Below are 15,095 nucleotides of genomic sequence, written 5' to 3' on the forward strand. Positions count from 1 at the left end.
ACACCACATCGCCGCGGTCCGCGGCACATGTCCGATTTCCACCATCACTCTATCTACGACCGACGATGCCGAACAGTTCCCGGTGGGCAACAATGAGGGGGTGACCGATGCCAGTTTGTCCCAGGACGCCCTGGGCCGCGCGCTGCGCGAAGTGGCCGAATTCGTCGATGACGGCGGTTGGGAACAACCGCCGATGCTGTTCGCACTCGTCTCCACCGCGGTTCTCGCGCAGACCGATCCGGGCCTCGTCGACGAATACGACGACTCCGAACTCTCCCCCATCGCCCAGGAACAGTTGGAGCTCTCCGACGACCCGCAAACCCAGGCCCAAGAGCTCGAGCACCTGCTTGCGACGACCTCGTGGCCGTCGGCGGTGGCCGGGTGTGCCCTGGTCCAGGAGATCATCGTGCTGCCCCCGCAGGCATCCGACGACCTCGACGAGGCCTTCGAGCCGTTGCTGGCCGATCCCGAGGCCGCCGACGCCGCCGCCCGCGAGACCGCGCACCGGCATCCCGAACGGCAGCGCGCCCGGCTCCTCGTCGGGGCGTTGCGAGACGGTCCGCGGCTGGCCCTGCTCCACCTGCGCGACGACGACTCCGATGCCGACGCGCTGGGCGGGCGCCTGGATCTGCGCTCCCACCCCGACCTGGCACCGGGCCTGCTCGAAGCGCTCGCCGCAACACTCGACGCCGGCGAGGATTTCTAACGCCCCGCGACCTCTGCTAGACCTATACGGGTGAGATCTCGCCAGGTAGCAGCCCGATTCGTCGCCCCCGTGGCGCTCGCCGCGGTCCTCGTCGCCGCCGATGCGACGGCCTTCGCCGAGCCGCCGACCCCCGCCGCCCCGGCGCCGGCACCGGCACCGGCCAAGCCACACCTGCCCACCGGGGCGCCCTACACCCACGGAACGTATGTCGCGATGGGCGATTCCCGCGCCGCCGGCGGATCGGCGACGCTCACCGTCGACTACCAGCTCAACCCGTGCCGCCGTTCGGGGGACAACTACCCGTCGATGGTCCGCGACCGGATCCGGCCGCGCCAGTTCACCGACATTTCCTGCATCGGTGCCGAAAGCGCCCACCTGCGCCACTATCCGCAGGTGATGGGGATGAACGCGGGATCAGTCGGATCCGGTTCGGCCTCGTTCACCATCGCCCCGCAACTGGGCCAGGTGCCGCCCACCACCCAGGTGATCACCGTCAGCACCGGCGGCAACGACCTCGGCTGGGCGGAGATGCTCAAGAAGTGCAACTTCCGCCAGCACCCCAACTGCCGGCGCAACCCGAGCCAACAGGCGCGGCTGGCGCGCGGACTCCACCGCCTCACCATTCAGTCGACGACGACGATGCGCGCGATTCGGGCCCGCGCCCCGCAAGCCCAGATCTTCACCGTCGGGCTCGGCGGATTCATCGGCTCCCACGGCTGTCACCAGGTGCAACTGCGCAACGGCGACGCCAAGTGGTTCCGCGAAGTATTCGCGAAGGCCAACGACCGGCTGCGCAAGGCCACCGAGGCGGTCGGCGGCAAGTTCATCGACATCGCCGATCCCGGCCACGACGCCTGCTCCGGCCGTCCGTGGTTCTACGGCCGCCACGCACCGGCCGGGAACATGGCCTTCCACTTGAACACCGTGGGCCGGGCGGTCCTCGCCAACCGCATCGCCGCCTCGATCCGACGCTGAGGCGCCCCGACTCGGCGCGGGTCTACTTGGTGCAGGTCGGGGCCGGCCGGCCGGCGACGACCGCGTTGAGCGAGTCGATGGCGCCGGGCAGCGTGTCCACCTTGACCAGGGTCAAGCCGTCGGGCACGTCGGTCAGCGCCTCGGCGCAGTTGTCCGCCGGCACCAGGAACACCGTCGCCCCCTGACCGCGGGCGCCATCCATCTTGTGCAGGATGCCGCCAATCGGGCCGACCTTCCCCTCGTCGCTGATCGTGCCGGTACCGGCGATGAACTTGCCGCCGGTCAGACTGCCCGGACTGAGCTTGTCGACGAGCGCCAGCGACAGCATGAGGCCCGCCGAGGGACCGCCGATGTTGCCGACGTTCATGGTGATCTTCATCGCAGGATCGGCGTTGACGACCACCGGCGTCACCCCGAGGTAGGTGATCGTCGTGGGCGTCCCCTCGGCGTCGGTGCCCTCCACCTTGCCCAGCGTGACCGACACGCGCTGCGGCACACCGTTGCGCACGATGTCGAGGTCGACCCGCTCCCCCGGCTTGTGTCCGCGTACCGCTGACTGCATCTGCTCGACGGTGGCGACCGGGGTCCCGCCGACCGTGCGCACCTCGTCGTTGTCGCGCAGCACCCCCGCGGCCGGCCCGTCCTTGCCGACGACGGCGAGGACGAGCTTGGTGGGCCGGTTGAGCTGGCGCAGGGCCGCCGCCTGGGCCGTGAGTTCCGACCCCGACATCTGCGCCTTGTTCTGCTCGCGGACCTGGTCGTTGGTCTTCCCCGGCGGGTACTGCGTCTCGCGCGGGGCCAGCGAGTAGCTCCGCGAGGCCCACCGGCTGATCGCGTCGAACAGCGACAGGCCGTCGGTGACCGAGACGGTGGTCAGGTTGAGATGCCCGTCGGTCTTGTCGGTGGGCACCCCGGCGATCTCCACCACGGGCACCGTGCGCTCCCTCGGCTTCCCGTCGGGCGACTTCCCGTCCTCGATCTGCACCGTCCCCAGCGTGTTCACCGTCAACCCGGGCCCCATCGCCACATAGGGCACCTGGACGAAGTTGCCGAGGTACACCAGTCCCCCGAGGAGCAGCACGGTCACCGCCAGGGTGAGGATTCGGCGGTAGTCGACGGAAGCATTCACCTGCGCCAGGGTAATCGGTCGGTACGGTGGAACCATGAGTGATCTCCCGTTCGGCTTCTCCGGCAACGACCCGGACCGCGACGACGACGACAAGAGCCGCGGGACCGGCAAGGGCGGCGACCAGCCCGGCGGTTCCGGCGACCCCAACCCCTTCGCCTTCGGATTCGACCCCTCCCAGCTCGGCGCGATGGGTGCCGACTTCGACCCGTCGAACCTGAACCCGGAGATGATCGGCCAACTGTTCTCCCAACTGGGCACGATGTTCAGCGCGATGGGGGCCGGCGGCGGCACGTCGTCGTCGGGCGGACCGGTGAACTACGAGCTGGCCAAGCAGATCGCGCGCCAGGAGATCGGCGACTTCACCCCCGTGTTGGACACGGAGACCCGGGCCGTCGCCGACGCCGTCCACCTCGCCGAGACCTGGCTCGACGACGCCAGCGCGCTGCCCAGCGGCGTCACGACGGCGGTCGCGTGGACGCCGGTGCAGTGGCTCGAAGAGTCGCTGCCCACCTGGGCCACGCTGTGCGACCCGTTGGCCCGTCAGCTGTCGCAGGCCTGGTCACAGGGATTGCCCGCGGAGGCCGCGGCGATGGCCGGCCCGCTGATGGGGATGATGGGCCAGCTGTCCGGGTCGGTCTTCGGCTCCCAACTCGGGCAGGGCCTCGGCAAGCTCGCGACCGAGGTACTCACCGGAACCGATATCGGGCTCCCACTCGCCCCGGCCGGCACCGCGGTGCTGCTGCCCCAGGCGATCGCCGCCTTCGCCGACGGACTCGACCTGCCCGCACAGGAGATCATCGTCTACCTGGCCGCCCGCGAGGCCGCCCACGTCCGGCTGTTCACCCACGTCACGTGGTTGCGCCAGCGCCTGCTCTCGTCGGTGGAGCAGTACGCCTCGGGGATCACCGTCGACCTGTCGGGCCTGTCCGACTCCTTCGGCGAGGGCATCGACCCCGAGGAACTGATGGCCAACCCGGGACGCATCGAAGAGCTCCTCGGCTCGGCCGCGTCCTTCGAGCCGACCACCACGCCGGAGCAGCGCGCCGCCCTGGATCGGCTGGAGACGCTGCTCGCCCTCGTCGAGGGCTGGGTCGAACACGTCGTGACCCGTGCCCTCGGTGACCGGATCCCGGCCACCGCCGCACTCACCGAGACGGTGCGCCGCCGTCGCGCCTCGGGCGGACCGGCCGAGCAAACCTTCGCCACCCTCGTCGGGCTCGAGCTGCGTCCGCGCCGCGTGCGGGAGGCGACCGCCCTGTGGGACCGGCTCCTCGAGGCCAGCGACGTGACGACCCGCGACCGGATCTGGGACCACCCCGACCTGTTGCCCGACGGGGAGGACCTCGACGCCCCGGCCGCGTTCATCGACCGGTTCGTCGCCGGCGACGACGGGGATCCGCTTGAGGCGCTCAAGCAGGTGCTCGCCGACGAGGAACGGGCCGGCGAAGCGGACCGCCCCGACCCTGAGGGCAAGGACACCGGCGGCGGGGATACCAACCAATCCTCTTAAGAGTGGATCGTCGCAGGCCAACCCCCATCAGGGCCTGTGGATAACCAGGTTTCGGAGCCGCTCTGCGTTCGGTCGGCGCGCCACACTGGTCCCATGACGATCGGGGGATCGGCCTTGGTGGGGCGTCCGGCGCCGGGGAACACGGCGGCGCCGATACTGGTGCGCGGGGACCACCAACTGCAGATCGGCTGCGACCCCGAGCACAGCCTGCTCGTCGACCTCCCGGCCCACGTCGCGGCACGTGCCGTCGTCGAGCTGCTCGACGAACCGCCCGACTCCCGGCAGCTCCCCGCCCGCCTGGCCGAGATCGGACTCGACCGTGGCGAATTCGACGAGATCGCCGCGCGCCGCCGCGCCGTCGATGCGGCCGCCGACCCGCCGGCCACCACCTTGCGGGTGTGCCTACACGGGGCCGGGCCACTGCGCGACGGCCTCGAATCGGCGCTCGACGGCACCGGCCACACGATCGCGCGCAGCAGCACCCGGCGCGCGCGACCCTGGCGGTCCGGACCCGACCGCCCCACCCTCGTCGTCCTCTCCGACTTCGCCCTGCACGACCCCCTCGTCGTCGCCGACCTCATGCACCACCGGGTGCCCCATCTGCCGGTGGTGCTGCGCGACGGTGTCGGCGTCGTCGGGCCGCTGGTCCTGCCCGGGCGGTCGAGCTGCCTGCGCTGCGCCGATCACCACCGGGCGACGATGGACCCGCAATGGCCGCTGGTCTCGGCCCAACTGGTCAACCGCGCCGGTACGGCCGGCACCGCCATCACCCGGCTCACCGTCGGGGTGGTGCTCGAGCAGATCGAGCAGATCGCCGCAGGTCTGGCCCAACTCGCCAGCGTCGGCGACGCCGGCCCGGCACCGGATCTGGTGGACCGGACCATCGAGATCCACCCGCGACCGCTGCGACTGCGCCACAAACCCTGGCCGGCGCATCCGAACTGCCATTGCGGATCTCATTGGCGCATGGGGTCGTACCCCCGTCCGTCGACTATCCTGGCCACATGAGCGAAATCACACGGGGGGCCAGTCGTCGCAACGCCAAGTTGGCGGCACTGCCGATCGGAGTCGCCGGGCGTGCTGTCGGAGGTTTGGGCAAGCGCATCGCCGGCAAGAGCAAAGACGAAGTCAACCAGGAGTTGATGGAGAAGACCGCCGAGCAGTTGTTCGCCGTTCTCGGCGAGCTCAAGGGCGGCGCGATGAAGGTCGGACAGGCGCTGTCCATCATGGAGGCGGCCATCCCCGAGGAATTCGGCGAACCGTTCCGCGACGCGCTGACGAAGCTGCAGGCCGAGGCCCCGCCGCTGCCCGCGGCGAAGGTGCACGCGGTCTTGGACCAGCAGCTCGGCACCAAGTGGCGCGAACGGTTCCGCGAGTTCAATGACGAGCCCGCCGCCGCGGCGAGCATCGGCCAGGTGCACCGTGCCGTGTGGTCGGACGGCCGCGACGTCGCGGTGAAGGTCCAGTACCCCGGTGCCGACCATGCGCTGCGCGCCGACCTCAAGACCCTCGGGCGCATGTCGGGGCTGATCCAGAAGCTCTCCCCCGGCACCGACGTCAAAGCCATGGTCGACGAGTTGATCGACCGGACCGACGATGAGCTGGACTACCTGGGCGAAGCCGAGAACCAGCGCGCCTTCGCGAAGGCCTTCGACGGGGACCCCAACTTCCTCGTCCCCAAGGTCGTGGCGAGCGCGCCGAAGGTCGTCATCTCCGAATGGGTCAACGGGATCCCGCTGTCGCGGCTGATCACCGAGGGCAGCCAAGAGCAGCGCAACCAGGCCGCGGCGCGCATGGCCGAGTTCGAGCTCTCCTCGCCGTATCGCGTCGGCCTGCTGCACGGTGACCCGCACCCGGGCAACTTCTTCATCGCCGACGACGGCCGGTTCGGCGTGCTCGACTTCGGCGCCATCGGCCGCTACCCCGACGGCCTGCCGGCCGAGACCGGCCCGATCCTGCGGCTGGCCCGCGACCGGGACTACGACCAACTGCGCGATCTGCTCGTGGCGACCAATTTCATCCAACCCAGCCATGCGTCGAAGGTGACGGCCGAGGACCTCGAGGCCTACCTGAAGCCGTTCGTCGACCCGCTCTACACCGACGAGTTCCACTTCACCCGCAAGTGGTTGCAGCGTGCCGCCGGAAACGCCACCGACCTGCGGGGCGACGTGTACAAGACGTCGCGCAACCTCAACGTGCCGAAGAACTTCGTCATGGTCTTCCGCGTCCTGCTCGGTTGCGTCGGTATCGCCGCGCAGCTCGAGGCCCACGCGCCCTACCGTTCGATCATGTCGGAGTGGGTGCCCGGCGTCGACTGATCGCCTCCTGCCCGAACACAAGAATCCGGCCCGACGAGCATCTGCTTGTCGGGCCGGATTCTTAGCTGACGACCTTCTTCGGTCGGCCGCGTGGGCGCTTGCGGGCCACGATGCGGCCGCGCTCGAAGATCTCGCCGCCCCAGACTCCCCAGGGCTCGGCACGCTCGATCGCGGTCTCCAGGCACTCCCGCTGAAGCGGGCAGCCCTGGCAGAGGACCTTCGCGGCCTCCAGGTCGGTGGGCGACTCGGCGAACCACAGGTCCGCGTCGGACTCCCGGCACGGCAGGCCGAGAGAGTCGAGGCCCCTGGTCGGCGACGGGCCGTCGATCCAGTCGGTAAGGCAGGTCATGGGATTCTCCACGGTTTGGGTTGGTCAGATCGGGTGTGACAACGAAAAAGGCCACGGTTGTCGCGTTTCGCGATTCACCGTGGCCCAGGGGTCCGAGGAGGGTTATGTCACATCGGATGATCCGGTACGGGGAATCGCCAGAGAGCTCGTGCTGCTACCGCCTGGTAGGCGATCGCCTTGTGCGCTGCGTCGACGAGGACGGCAGGGTGCAGGGCAGCATGGCCCCACGGGCGCGCGACAGCGACGGCATGGCCGGCGAGCTCATGAGTTGAGTTCACTGTCCGCACTCCTTCCGATTCGTCCGTGCGCACAACGGAGCCGTTCCCCGTTGCTATGACCTGATCCAGGCTACGGGTCGATCAACGACGGCACAACCTATTTTCTACCTGGGCTTTTGCCGCTTCTCTGGCGGTGTCAGCCGTCAGCGGCCTTCGCCACGATCGCCACCACCGCGTCGCCGTACCGCTCCAACTTGGCCGGGCCGATGCCGCTCACCCGCTGCAATTGACCCAGGTCGGCGGGGCGGTCGGTGGCGATTTCGCGCAAGGTCTTGTCGGCGAACACCGTGTAGGCCGGCTTCTCCTGGCGATTCGCTTCCGCCGAGCGCCACTCGCGCAAGGCGTCGAAGAGCTCGGCGTCGGCCGGCGCCAGCGGCATCGTCGTCGTCGACCGTCGCGTCGTCGTGCCAGTGGCGGGGCGCCGGTCGCCCGAACACGAGTCGCAGATCCCGGTGCGCAGGGCGCGCGCGCCGATGAGCGTCGACGAGCAGCGCTCGCAGGTCGGCAGCAGCCCGTTCAGGAAGCGCGATTTGCGCCGGCCCCGACGGCCGCCCTCGTTGCGCGACAGCGCCCACGAGAGCCGCAGGTGTTCACGGGCGCGGGTCACGCCGACGTAGAACAGTCGGCGCTCCTCCTCCACCGCGTCGGGGGAGGCATCGATGGCGTGGGAGATCGGCACCGCCCCGTCGGTCAGGCCGACGAGGAACACCGCATCCCACTCCAGCCCCTTCGCGGCGTGCAAGGAGGACAACGTGACGCCGCGCATCGTCGGGGGGTGTCCGGCCTGCGATCGCGAGACCAACTCGGTGGCCAGCTCGCGCATGCCGAGTTCCGGGTTGTGGCCGAGCAGTTCTTCGGCGAGCTCGATCAGGGCGGTGAGCGACGCCCACCGCGACCGGGCCTCGGCGCCGGACGGCTCGTCGGGGGTGAGCCCGAGCGGGAAGAGCAGGGCGCGCAGCGACTCGACGAGGTCCGGTCCCGACGGCGGATCGTCGGCCCGGGCGGCCGCAGAGACTTCGCGCAGCGCCTGGCGGATCTCGGTCCGCGCGAAAAAGGCGTCGCCGCCGCGCACCTGGTACGGAATCTGGGCCTCGGTCAATGCCTGCTCATACACCTGTGATTGGGCGTTGACGCGGTAGAGCACCGCGATCTCCGAGGCGGGCACGCCGTCAGCGATCAGCGCGGCGATCTCGGCGACGGCGGCGGCCGCCTCGGCCGGTTCGTCGGGGTACTCGGCGAAACGCGGCCGTGGTCCGGAGGGGCGTTGCCCGACGAGTTCGAGGCGCGTGCCGGCCGCCCGTCCGCGGGCGGCGCCGATCACCCGGTTGGCCAGGTCGACCACCTCGGGCGTGGACCGGTAGTCGCGCACCAGGCGGACGACCTGGGCGTCGGGATACTCGCGGGAGAAGTTGAGCAGGTACTCCGCCCGCGCCCCGGCGAAGGTGTAGATGGTCTGGTTCGCATCGCCGACGACGGTCAGGTCGTCACGGTCGCCGAGCCACGCTTTGAGCAGGCCCTGCTGTACCGGGGTGACGTCCTGATACTCGTCGACGACGAAGCACCGGTACCGCGACCGGAACTCGTCAGCGATCCCGGCGTCGTCGAGCAGGATCTGGGTGGTGAAGATCAGCAGGTCGTCGAAGTCGAAGAGGCGGTCGCCGTCCTCGGAGATCTTGGCCGCCTCATAGCCGGCGAAGACCTTGGCGACATCGTCGGCGGGTGCCGGGAGGTCTCGCCCGGCGCGCGCGGCGGCCTGCGCATAGCCGCTCGGACCGATCAGGCTCGCCTTGGCCCATTCGATCTCCGAAGCCAGGTCGCGCAGCGACTCGGTCGAGGTGTCCAGCCGTGCCCGGCGGGCCGCCCGGCCCACGAGGGGCAGCTTGGAATCCATGAGTTCCCACCGCGTGTTGCCCACGGCGCGCGGCCAGAAGTAGCGCAGTTGTCGCAAGGCTGCGGCATGGAACGTCTGCGCCTGGACCCCGGCCGATGACCCGGCGCTGCCGATGCCGAGCGCTCGCAGCCGCGACCGCATCTCGCCGGCCGCACGGGCGGTAAAGGTGACGGCAAGGACTTGGTCGGGATTGACCTGCCCCTGGTCGACGAGGTGGGCGATGCGCCGGGTGATCGTCCGGGTCTTGCCGGTTCCCGCTCCCGCGAGCACGCAGACCGGCCCGCGCGGTGCTGTCACCGCGGCGAGCTGTTCCGGGTCGAGGTCGTCGAGATGGTCCCCCACGGCGTCCACTATCCCACCCCGGTCCGACAGTTCCCGACGCCCCTCCCCGTCGTCGAGTGGGCCCTCATCTCCGCCGACTGGGCCCTCTTTCCCGCCGAGTGGGCCCTCATCCTCGTCGACTGGGCCCTCTATCCCGCTGACTGGGCCCTCTATCCCGCTGACTGGGCCCTACTTCCCGCCGACTGGGCCCTCGATCCCGTCGACTGGGCCCTAATCAGAGGCCCAGTTTCGCGCGCACATCGGCGATCGACGGATTGGTCGCGGTAGATCCGTCGGCATATTTCACCGTCGGAACGACGTGGTTTCCGTTATTGACGCCGCCGACGAAGTCGGCCGCAGCCGGATCCTCCTCGATATTCACCTCGTCCCACGTGACCCCAAGACTCTTCAGGCCGGTCTTGAGTCGGTTGCAGTAACCACACCAGGTCGTCGTGTACATCGTCAGGGCTGGAGCATCGGTACTCATGCCATTGATAACACCACATGGGCAGCCAGTTGTTCCCGCCGTCCAGTTGGCACGATCGAGGGCCCAGTCGACGAGATCGAGGGCCCAGTCGACGAAATCGAGGGCCCACTCGACGAGAAAGAGGGCCCAGTCGGCGGTTAGGAGGCGGCGGCCCAGGTCTCGACCATCGCGCGGGCGATCGAGACCGAGCCGGGCAGGCGCAGCGGTACCGACGCGGCATCATCGTCGTCGGGCGCCGCCCACTCCCCCGCCGCGAGCGCGTCGCGCACCTGCTCGCGGGTGAACCAGACGGCATCGGCGATCTCGCCGTCGAGGAACTGCAGCGGCTCGTCGGGGTCGCCGATCGCGGCGAACCCGACCATTAGCGACCGCGGGAACGGCCACGGCTGACTGCCGAGATAGCGCGGCTCGGTGACGGTGATGCCGACCTCCTCGCGAACCTCGCGCACCACGCACTGCTCCAACGACTCCCCCGGCTCGACGAATCCCGCCAGCGTCGAATACCAGCGCTCGGGCCACATCGCCTGCCGTCCGAGGAGAATCCGGTCGGCGCCGTCGTGGACGACGGTGATGATCGCCGGATCGGTGCGCGGGAACTCCTCCCGGCCGCATGACCGATCACGCCGGACCCATCCGCTCTTCTCCACCGAGGTCGGCGACCCGGTCGTTGGCGAGAACTCCGCATGGTCGTGCCAGTTGAGCATCCCCAGCGCGGTCACCAGCAACCCGGCATCGTCGCCGCCGAGGTGGTGGCCGGCCGATCGCGCGTCGCCGAGCGGCTCGGCCACGTCGTCGACGCGGCGCGCCCACAAGAACACCTCGCCCTCGACGCCGAGCAACACGAGGTCCTCGGGCGGCGACGGCGCGACCGTCGGCCCCGACACCCAGCGCAGGCCACCGCTCTCGCCGACGCCGAACCGGCCCCGACGATCGATCAGCAACACCCGGGCACTGTCCCAGCCCTGCACCGCGGCCCCGCGGTTACCGCGGAACTCGCCGCCCCGGTCGACGGTGGAGCGGGAGAACAGCGGTGGCTGCGGCATCTCGAATGCCATTGGTCAGCGGTCCTTGTCGGCGGGACCGCGGCGGACGTAGAGCAGGCGGTCGCCGAGCTCGATCGCCTCGACCCCCGGTTCGCCAATGCGGTAGAGCTTCCCGTCGCGCACCAATCCCAGGACGATGTCGACGGTGTGCGCCGGGGATCCGCCGACTTCGGTCGGGTCGACCGGCCGCTCGGCGATGGCATATCCCTCGTCCGGGGTGAGGAGGTCCTCGAAAACCTCCACGACGCTGGGCGACTGGGTCGCGATCCCCAAGAGTCGGCCCGCGGTCTCCGACGTCACGACGACCGAGTTCGCGCCGGACTGTTTCATGACGTGCGTGTTCTCCGAATCGCGGATCGACGCGACGATGGTGGCGGTCTTGTTCATCTCGCGCGCCGACAGCGCGGTGAGGACCGCCGTGTCGTCACGGCTCGTCGCGATGATGATGCTCGCGGCGTGGGCCGCACCGGCGAGCCGCAACACGTCGGACTTGGTGGCATCGCCGCGCACCGTGACCAGGCCGTGTGCCTCGGCGGCGTCGAGTGCGGCCTGTGACGGGTCGACGACGACGATCTCCGACGGCTTGACCCCGTCGCCGATCATCGCGTCGACGGCGGTCTGGCCCTTCGTGCCGAACCCGACGACAACTGTGTGGTTGCGCAACGTAGCCCTCCAGCGTTGGATTCTCAGCGCCTGGCGCGACCGCTCGGTCAGCACTTCCAGGGTGGTACCGATCAAGACGATCAGGAACAGGACGCGCAATGGGGTGATGACGATGATGTTGACCAGTCGCGCGCCCGGCGAGACCGGCGTGACGTCGCCGTATCCCGTGGTCGACAGGGTCACCGCCGAGTAGTAGAGCGAGTCGAGGTACGACAGCGGGTTGCCGGTGGCATCGCGGTATCCCTCACGGTCGATGAAGACCACCAGCGAGGTGAACAACAGCGCCAGCAGCGCGAACAGCACGCGCCGCCCGATCGCGCGCGCCGGACTCATCTGCGCATCGGGGATGCGCACGATGTTGACGAGCGCGTATTCCGGCTCGGTCGACAGGGCGCCGCGGGTCCGGCGCCGCAGGCGGGCCTTCACCCGGCCCTTCGCGAACATCACGTGTGGGAATCTAGCACCGCTATCGCGCGAGCAGTGCGGCCAGCGAGGTCGCATCGGGCAAGTCGTCGGGCTCGAGCGTGAAGTCCGGCCGCACATAGTGGAAGGCTGCGCGGACCTGATCGACGTGCGCGCCGACGAGTTTCGCCCATGCGATCCGGTACGCGGCCAACTGGATGTTGAGGGACGCGCGCTTCGCCGGTTCGGGCACCGCGCCGGTCTTCCAGTCGACGACGATCCACCGCTGCTGCCCGTCGTCGCCGCGTTCGGCGAAGACCGCATCGATGCGTCCGCGGATCACCGTGGACCCGATCACCGTCTCGAACGGCACCTCGACTTCGACGGGCGTGCGATTGGCCCACCGGGACGCCTCGAACCGGGTGATCAGCTCGGCGAGATCCTCGTCGGGAACCGCGGTCTCGTCCGCCGCACCGGGCAGCTCGTCGATGTCGAGCAGGCTGGAGGCGCCGAACCGCCGTTCCACCCACGCGTGAAACGCGGTGCCGCGGCGGGCCAGCGCGTTCGGTTTGAACGGGACCGGCCGCCGCAGCCGTTGGGCGAAGGTGGCCTCGTCGGTATCGAGGTCGACGAGCTGGCTGACCGACAGGTGAGCGGGCAGCGCGACGTCGACGCCGGCCTGGTTGGCCGCGGCGTGCTCCGCGAGCAGGACGTCGACCTCGGCGCGCCAACGGTCGACATCGTCGTCGACGGAAACCGGTTCGGCGGCCTCGCCGACCCCGTCGAACAGCGACGGCTGCGCCCGGGCGGTCAACCGGTCGAGGACCAGCGCCGCGGCGGCGGTCTCGCGCGGGCGCCGCTCACCGAGGTGGTCGGCCGGCCACTGGGCACTGATGACGTGGGCGGCCAAGGGGTTCTCCGCCGACGGATCGGGTTCCGGCGCGGCGATGTCGACCGACATCCCGGTGGAGTCGACGCCGGGATCGGCCATGGTGCTCGATACGACGTCGAGCAGCTCGGTATAGAACTCGGAGATTCCGCGCGGTTTCGACGACCCCATCGACCAGTGGTGCGCCGAGATGAACAGCGACGCCTTGGCGCGCGTCAGTGCGACGTAGAGCAGCCGACGGTCCTCTTCGAGGCGGCGTTGGGCAATGGCCGCCTTGTGGTCCTCGAGCGCCGACTCGAGTTCCTTGCGGTCCCCGGCGGCGTCGAGGGACAACCGCGGGAACCCCTCGCCGGACCCACCGCCCCGGTCCGGGTCGGCGAGATCACCGCGCAACTCGGCGGGCAACTCGCGCGCACTGCCGAGCCACGTCCCTTCCGATCGCCCGCTGGGGAAGATCCCGCCGCACACGTGCGGGATGGCGACGACGTCCCACTCCAGCCCCTTGGCGGCGTGGACGGTCAGGATCTGCACCCGCTGCTCGGCCACCTCGACCCGACCGGGTTCCAGGCCTTTCTCGATGGTCTCCGCGGTGTCGAGGAAGGCCAGGAGGCCGGGCAGCGTCGCGCCCGGCTTGTCGGCGTAGGCCGCGACATAGCCGGCGAAGGCGTCGAGGTGTTCGCGGCCGGTGGTCGCGCCCCGCATTCGCCGGGCGCGGATCTGCGCCTCCACCGCCACTCCGATCGTCTGCTCGACGTCGGCGACCAGCTCCGGGAGGGGCTGTCCGATGCGCCGGCGCAGCTGTTCGAGCTGCCCACCGAGGCGACGGATGCGCGTATAACCCTCAGTGCTGTAGCGGGCCGGGTCGCCGGGGTCGACGAGTGCGTCGGCGATCCCGGCGTCGTCGACCAGTTCGTCGGGGACCGTTGCCGCCAGTGCCTGGGCCAGCTGTTCGGGGGTGTCCAGCGGCATTTGCGCGACCCGGCTCCCCGCCGCCAACTCCCGGGCGCGGCGCCACAGTGCGGCGATGTCGACGGCACCCAGTTGCCAGCGCGCACCGGTGAGCAGCCGCATCGCGGCACTGCCGGCCATCGGGTCGGCCATGAGCCGCAGCGTCGCGACCACGTCCTCGACCTCGGGCACGTGCAGCAGCCCGCCGATACCCACAACCTCGGCGGGGATGCCCAGCGCCTCCAACTCGGCGGCCAACGGCGCCGAATCCTCGTTGCGGCGCACCAGGATCGCGGTGGTCGGCGGCGCAGTGCCGGCCTCGGCCGCGGTCCGGTACAGCTCCGCGATCCTCTCGGCAATCCAGGTCCGCTCGTCCAGGACGGTCTCGGTCAGTGCCATGGCCACGGTGCCCAGCGGGGCATCGGGCCGTGGCCGCAGAATCGACACGGGCACCCCGCGGCGGCGCAACTCGTCGGAGGCGGAGTTGGCCAATGTCAACGCATGTGCCGCGTTGCGCCAGCTCGTGAGTAGTTCGAGCCGCTGCGCCGGCGTGCCGTCGGGCCGCGGGAAATCGGTGGCGAACCGCGGCAGGTTGGCCGCCGACGCCCCGCGCCAGCCGTAGATCGATTGGATCGGGTCCCCGACGGCGGTCACCGCGACGGGTCCGCCGCCGCTGCCGAACAACGCCCGCAACAGGATCCGCTGGGAGTGGCCGGTGTCCTGGTACTCGTCGAGGAGGACGGCGCGCACCGACGCCCGCTCAGCGGCGACGACCTCCGGGTGCCGGGTGACCAGGCGCGCCGCCAACGACATCTGCGACCCGAAGTCCAGTGCGCCCTGCTCGCGCATCCGCCGCGACAGTTCCGCCACCAGAGGGAGCAACGCGCGGCGCTCGTCGATGACCGCCTGCACGTCGCGCAGCTTGCGTGACGGCTCGTCACGCTGGCGCAGCCCTTTGGGCAGGGTGTCGACGAGGTCGTAGAGCCGCTGTCCGGCGCTCGCCAGCGAATCCGGGTCGACGAGGTGCTCGGCGGAGTCGGAGTACAGCTTCAACACCGCCTCAGTCACCCCGGACGGCACCTTGTTGGTCGCCAGGTCCCCCGGGTGGTTTGCGACGACCGAGAAGGCGAGCTGCCACAGCTCGGTTTCGCTGAGCAGCGTCGACGTCGGTTCCACCGGCAGCAGC

At 70.1% G+C, this 15,095-nt stretch carries 12 protein-coding genes; 5 read left to right on the top strand and 7 right to left on the bottom strand.

The features are described 5' to 3' along the window. Positions 1-100 precede the first annotated feature (100 nt). Positions 101-706 carry a PPA1309 family protein gene (locus nbrcactino_RS14800; RefSeq protein WP_161928277.1) on the top strand — a complete coding sequence of 202 codons (606 nt, stop codon included), beginning with the start codon at positions 101-103 and terminating at the stop codon, positions 704-706. A 30-nt stretch (positions 707-736) separates the two neighbouring features. Further along, the gene (locus nbrcactino_RS14805; protein WP_161928278.1) at positions 737-1,681 is read left to right on the top strand and encodes an SGNH/GDSL hydrolase family protein; all 945 of its coding nucleotides are present in this window, start codon (positions 737-739) and stop codon (positions 1,679-1,681) included. Positions 1,682-1,703: 22 nt separating this feature from the next. On the opposite strand, the gene nbrcactino_RS14810 is transcribed toward nbrcactino_RS14805, so the two are convergent. After that, a complete protein-coding gene (locus nbrcactino_RS14810; protein WP_161928279.1) occupies positions 1,704-2,846 on the bottom strand; it encodes a YlbL family protein in 1,143 nt (380 codons plus the stop codon). On the opposite strand from nbrcactino_RS14810, the gene nbrcactino_RS14815 reads away from it, so the two are divergent. From nbrcactino_RS14815 to nbrcactino_RS14825, 3 genes are all read left to right on the top strand, one after another. Continuing rightward, a complete protein-coding gene (locus nbrcactino_RS14815; protein ID WP_161928280.1) occupies positions 2,845-4,320 on the top strand; it encodes a zinc-dependent metalloprotease in 1,476 nt (491 codons plus the stop codon). The two genes, nbrcactino_RS14810 and nbrcactino_RS14815, sit on opposite strands and share 2 nt — an antisense overlap. A gap of 93 nt (positions 4,321-4,413) precedes the next feature. Then, positions 4,414-5,328 (top strand): hypothetical protein, encoded by a 915-nt coding sequence (locus tag nbrcactino_RS14820; RefSeq protein WP_161928281.1) that lies wholly within the window; start codon positions 4,414-4,416, stop codon positions 5,326-5,328. Beyond that, entirely contained in the window at positions 5,325-6,638 is a 1,314-nt protein-coding gene (locus nbrcactino_RS14825) for an ABC1 kinase family protein (RefSeq protein WP_161928282.1), read from the top strand. The genes nbrcactino_RS14820 and nbrcactino_RS14825 overlap by 4 nt, the downstream gene beginning before the upstream one ends. Positions 6,639-6,699: 61 nt before the next feature. On the opposite strand, the gene nbrcactino_RS14830 is transcribed toward nbrcactino_RS14825, so the two are convergent. The 6 genes from nbrcactino_RS14830 to nbrcactino_RS14855 all read right to left on the bottom strand — a co-directional run. Beyond that, complete coding sequence (locus nbrcactino_RS14830) at positions 6,700-6,987, bottom strand: WhiB family transcriptional regulator (RefSeq protein ID WP_161928283.1); 288 nt, start codon at positions 6,985-6,987, stop codon at positions 6,700-6,702. A 414-nt stretch (positions 6,988-7,401) separates the two neighbouring features. Further along, entirely contained in the window at positions 7,402-9,498 is a 2,097-nt protein-coding gene (locus tag nbrcactino_RS14835) for an ATP-dependent DNA helicase UvrD2 (protein ID WP_371864587.1), read from the bottom strand. Between the two features lie 214 nt (positions 9,499-9,712). Further along, entirely contained in the window at positions 9,713-9,964 is a 252-nt protein-coding gene (locus tag nbrcactino_RS14840) for a mycoredoxin (protein ID WP_161928285.1), read from the bottom strand. 137 nt (positions 9,965-10,101) lie between these two features. After that, positions 10,102-11,019, bottom strand: coding sequence for an NAD(+) diphosphatase (gene nudC / locus nbrcactino_RS14845; protein ID WP_161928286.1), 918 nt, complete (start codon positions 11,017-11,019; stop codon positions 10,102-10,104). A 3-nt stretch (positions 11,020-11,022) separates the two neighbouring features. Beyond that, complete coding sequence (locus nbrcactino_RS14850; protein ID WP_161928298.1) at positions 11,023-12,114, bottom strand: potassium channel family protein; 1,092 nt, start codon at positions 12,112-12,114, stop codon at positions 11,023-11,025. Between the two features lie 22 nt (positions 12,115-12,136). Then, positions 12,137-15,095: ATP-dependent helicase (locus nbrcactino_RS14855; RefSeq protein WP_161928287.1), on the bottom strand; the 2,959-nt coding region annotated here is incomplete at its 5' end.

This window comes from Gordonia crocea, from assembly GCF_009932435.1.
Taxonomy (GTDB): Bacteria; Actinomycetota; Actinomycetes; order Mycobacteriales; family Mycobacteriaceae; genus Gordonia; species Gordonia crocea.

Coding starts and splice junctions, on each gene's coding strand:
- nbrcactino_RS14815 (WP_161928280.1), top strand. CDS start 2,845: ATGAGTGATCTCCCGTTCGGCTTCTCCGGCAACGACCCGGACCGCGAC.
- nbrcactino_RS14810 (WP_161928279.1), bottom strand. CDS start 2,846: ATGGTTCCACCGTACCGACCGATTACCCTGGCGCAGGTGAATGCTTCC.
- nbrcactino_RS14820 (WP_161928281.1), top strand. CDS start 4,414: ATGACGATCGGGGGATCGGCCTTGGTGGGGCGTCCGGCGCCGGGGAAC.
- nbrcactino_RS14825 (WP_161928282.1), top strand. CDS start 5,325: ATGAGCGAAATCACACGGGGGGCCAGTCGTCGCAACGCCAAGTTGGCG.
- nbrcactino_RS14830 (WP_161928283.1), bottom strand. CDS start 6,987: ATGACCTGCCTTACCGACTGGATCGACGGCCCGTCGCCGACCAGGGGC.
- nbrcactino_RS14840 (WP_161928285.1), bottom strand. CDS start 9,964: ATGAGTACCGATGCTCCAGCCCTGACGATGTACACGACGACCTGGTGT.
- nudC (WP_161928286.1), bottom strand. CDS start 11,019: ATGGCATTCGAGATGCCGCAGCCACCGCTGTTCTCCCGCTCCACCGTC.
- nbrcactino_RS14850 (WP_161928298.1), bottom strand. CDS start 12,114: ATGTTCGCGAAGGGCCGGGTGAAGGCCCGCCTGCGGCGCCGGACCCGC.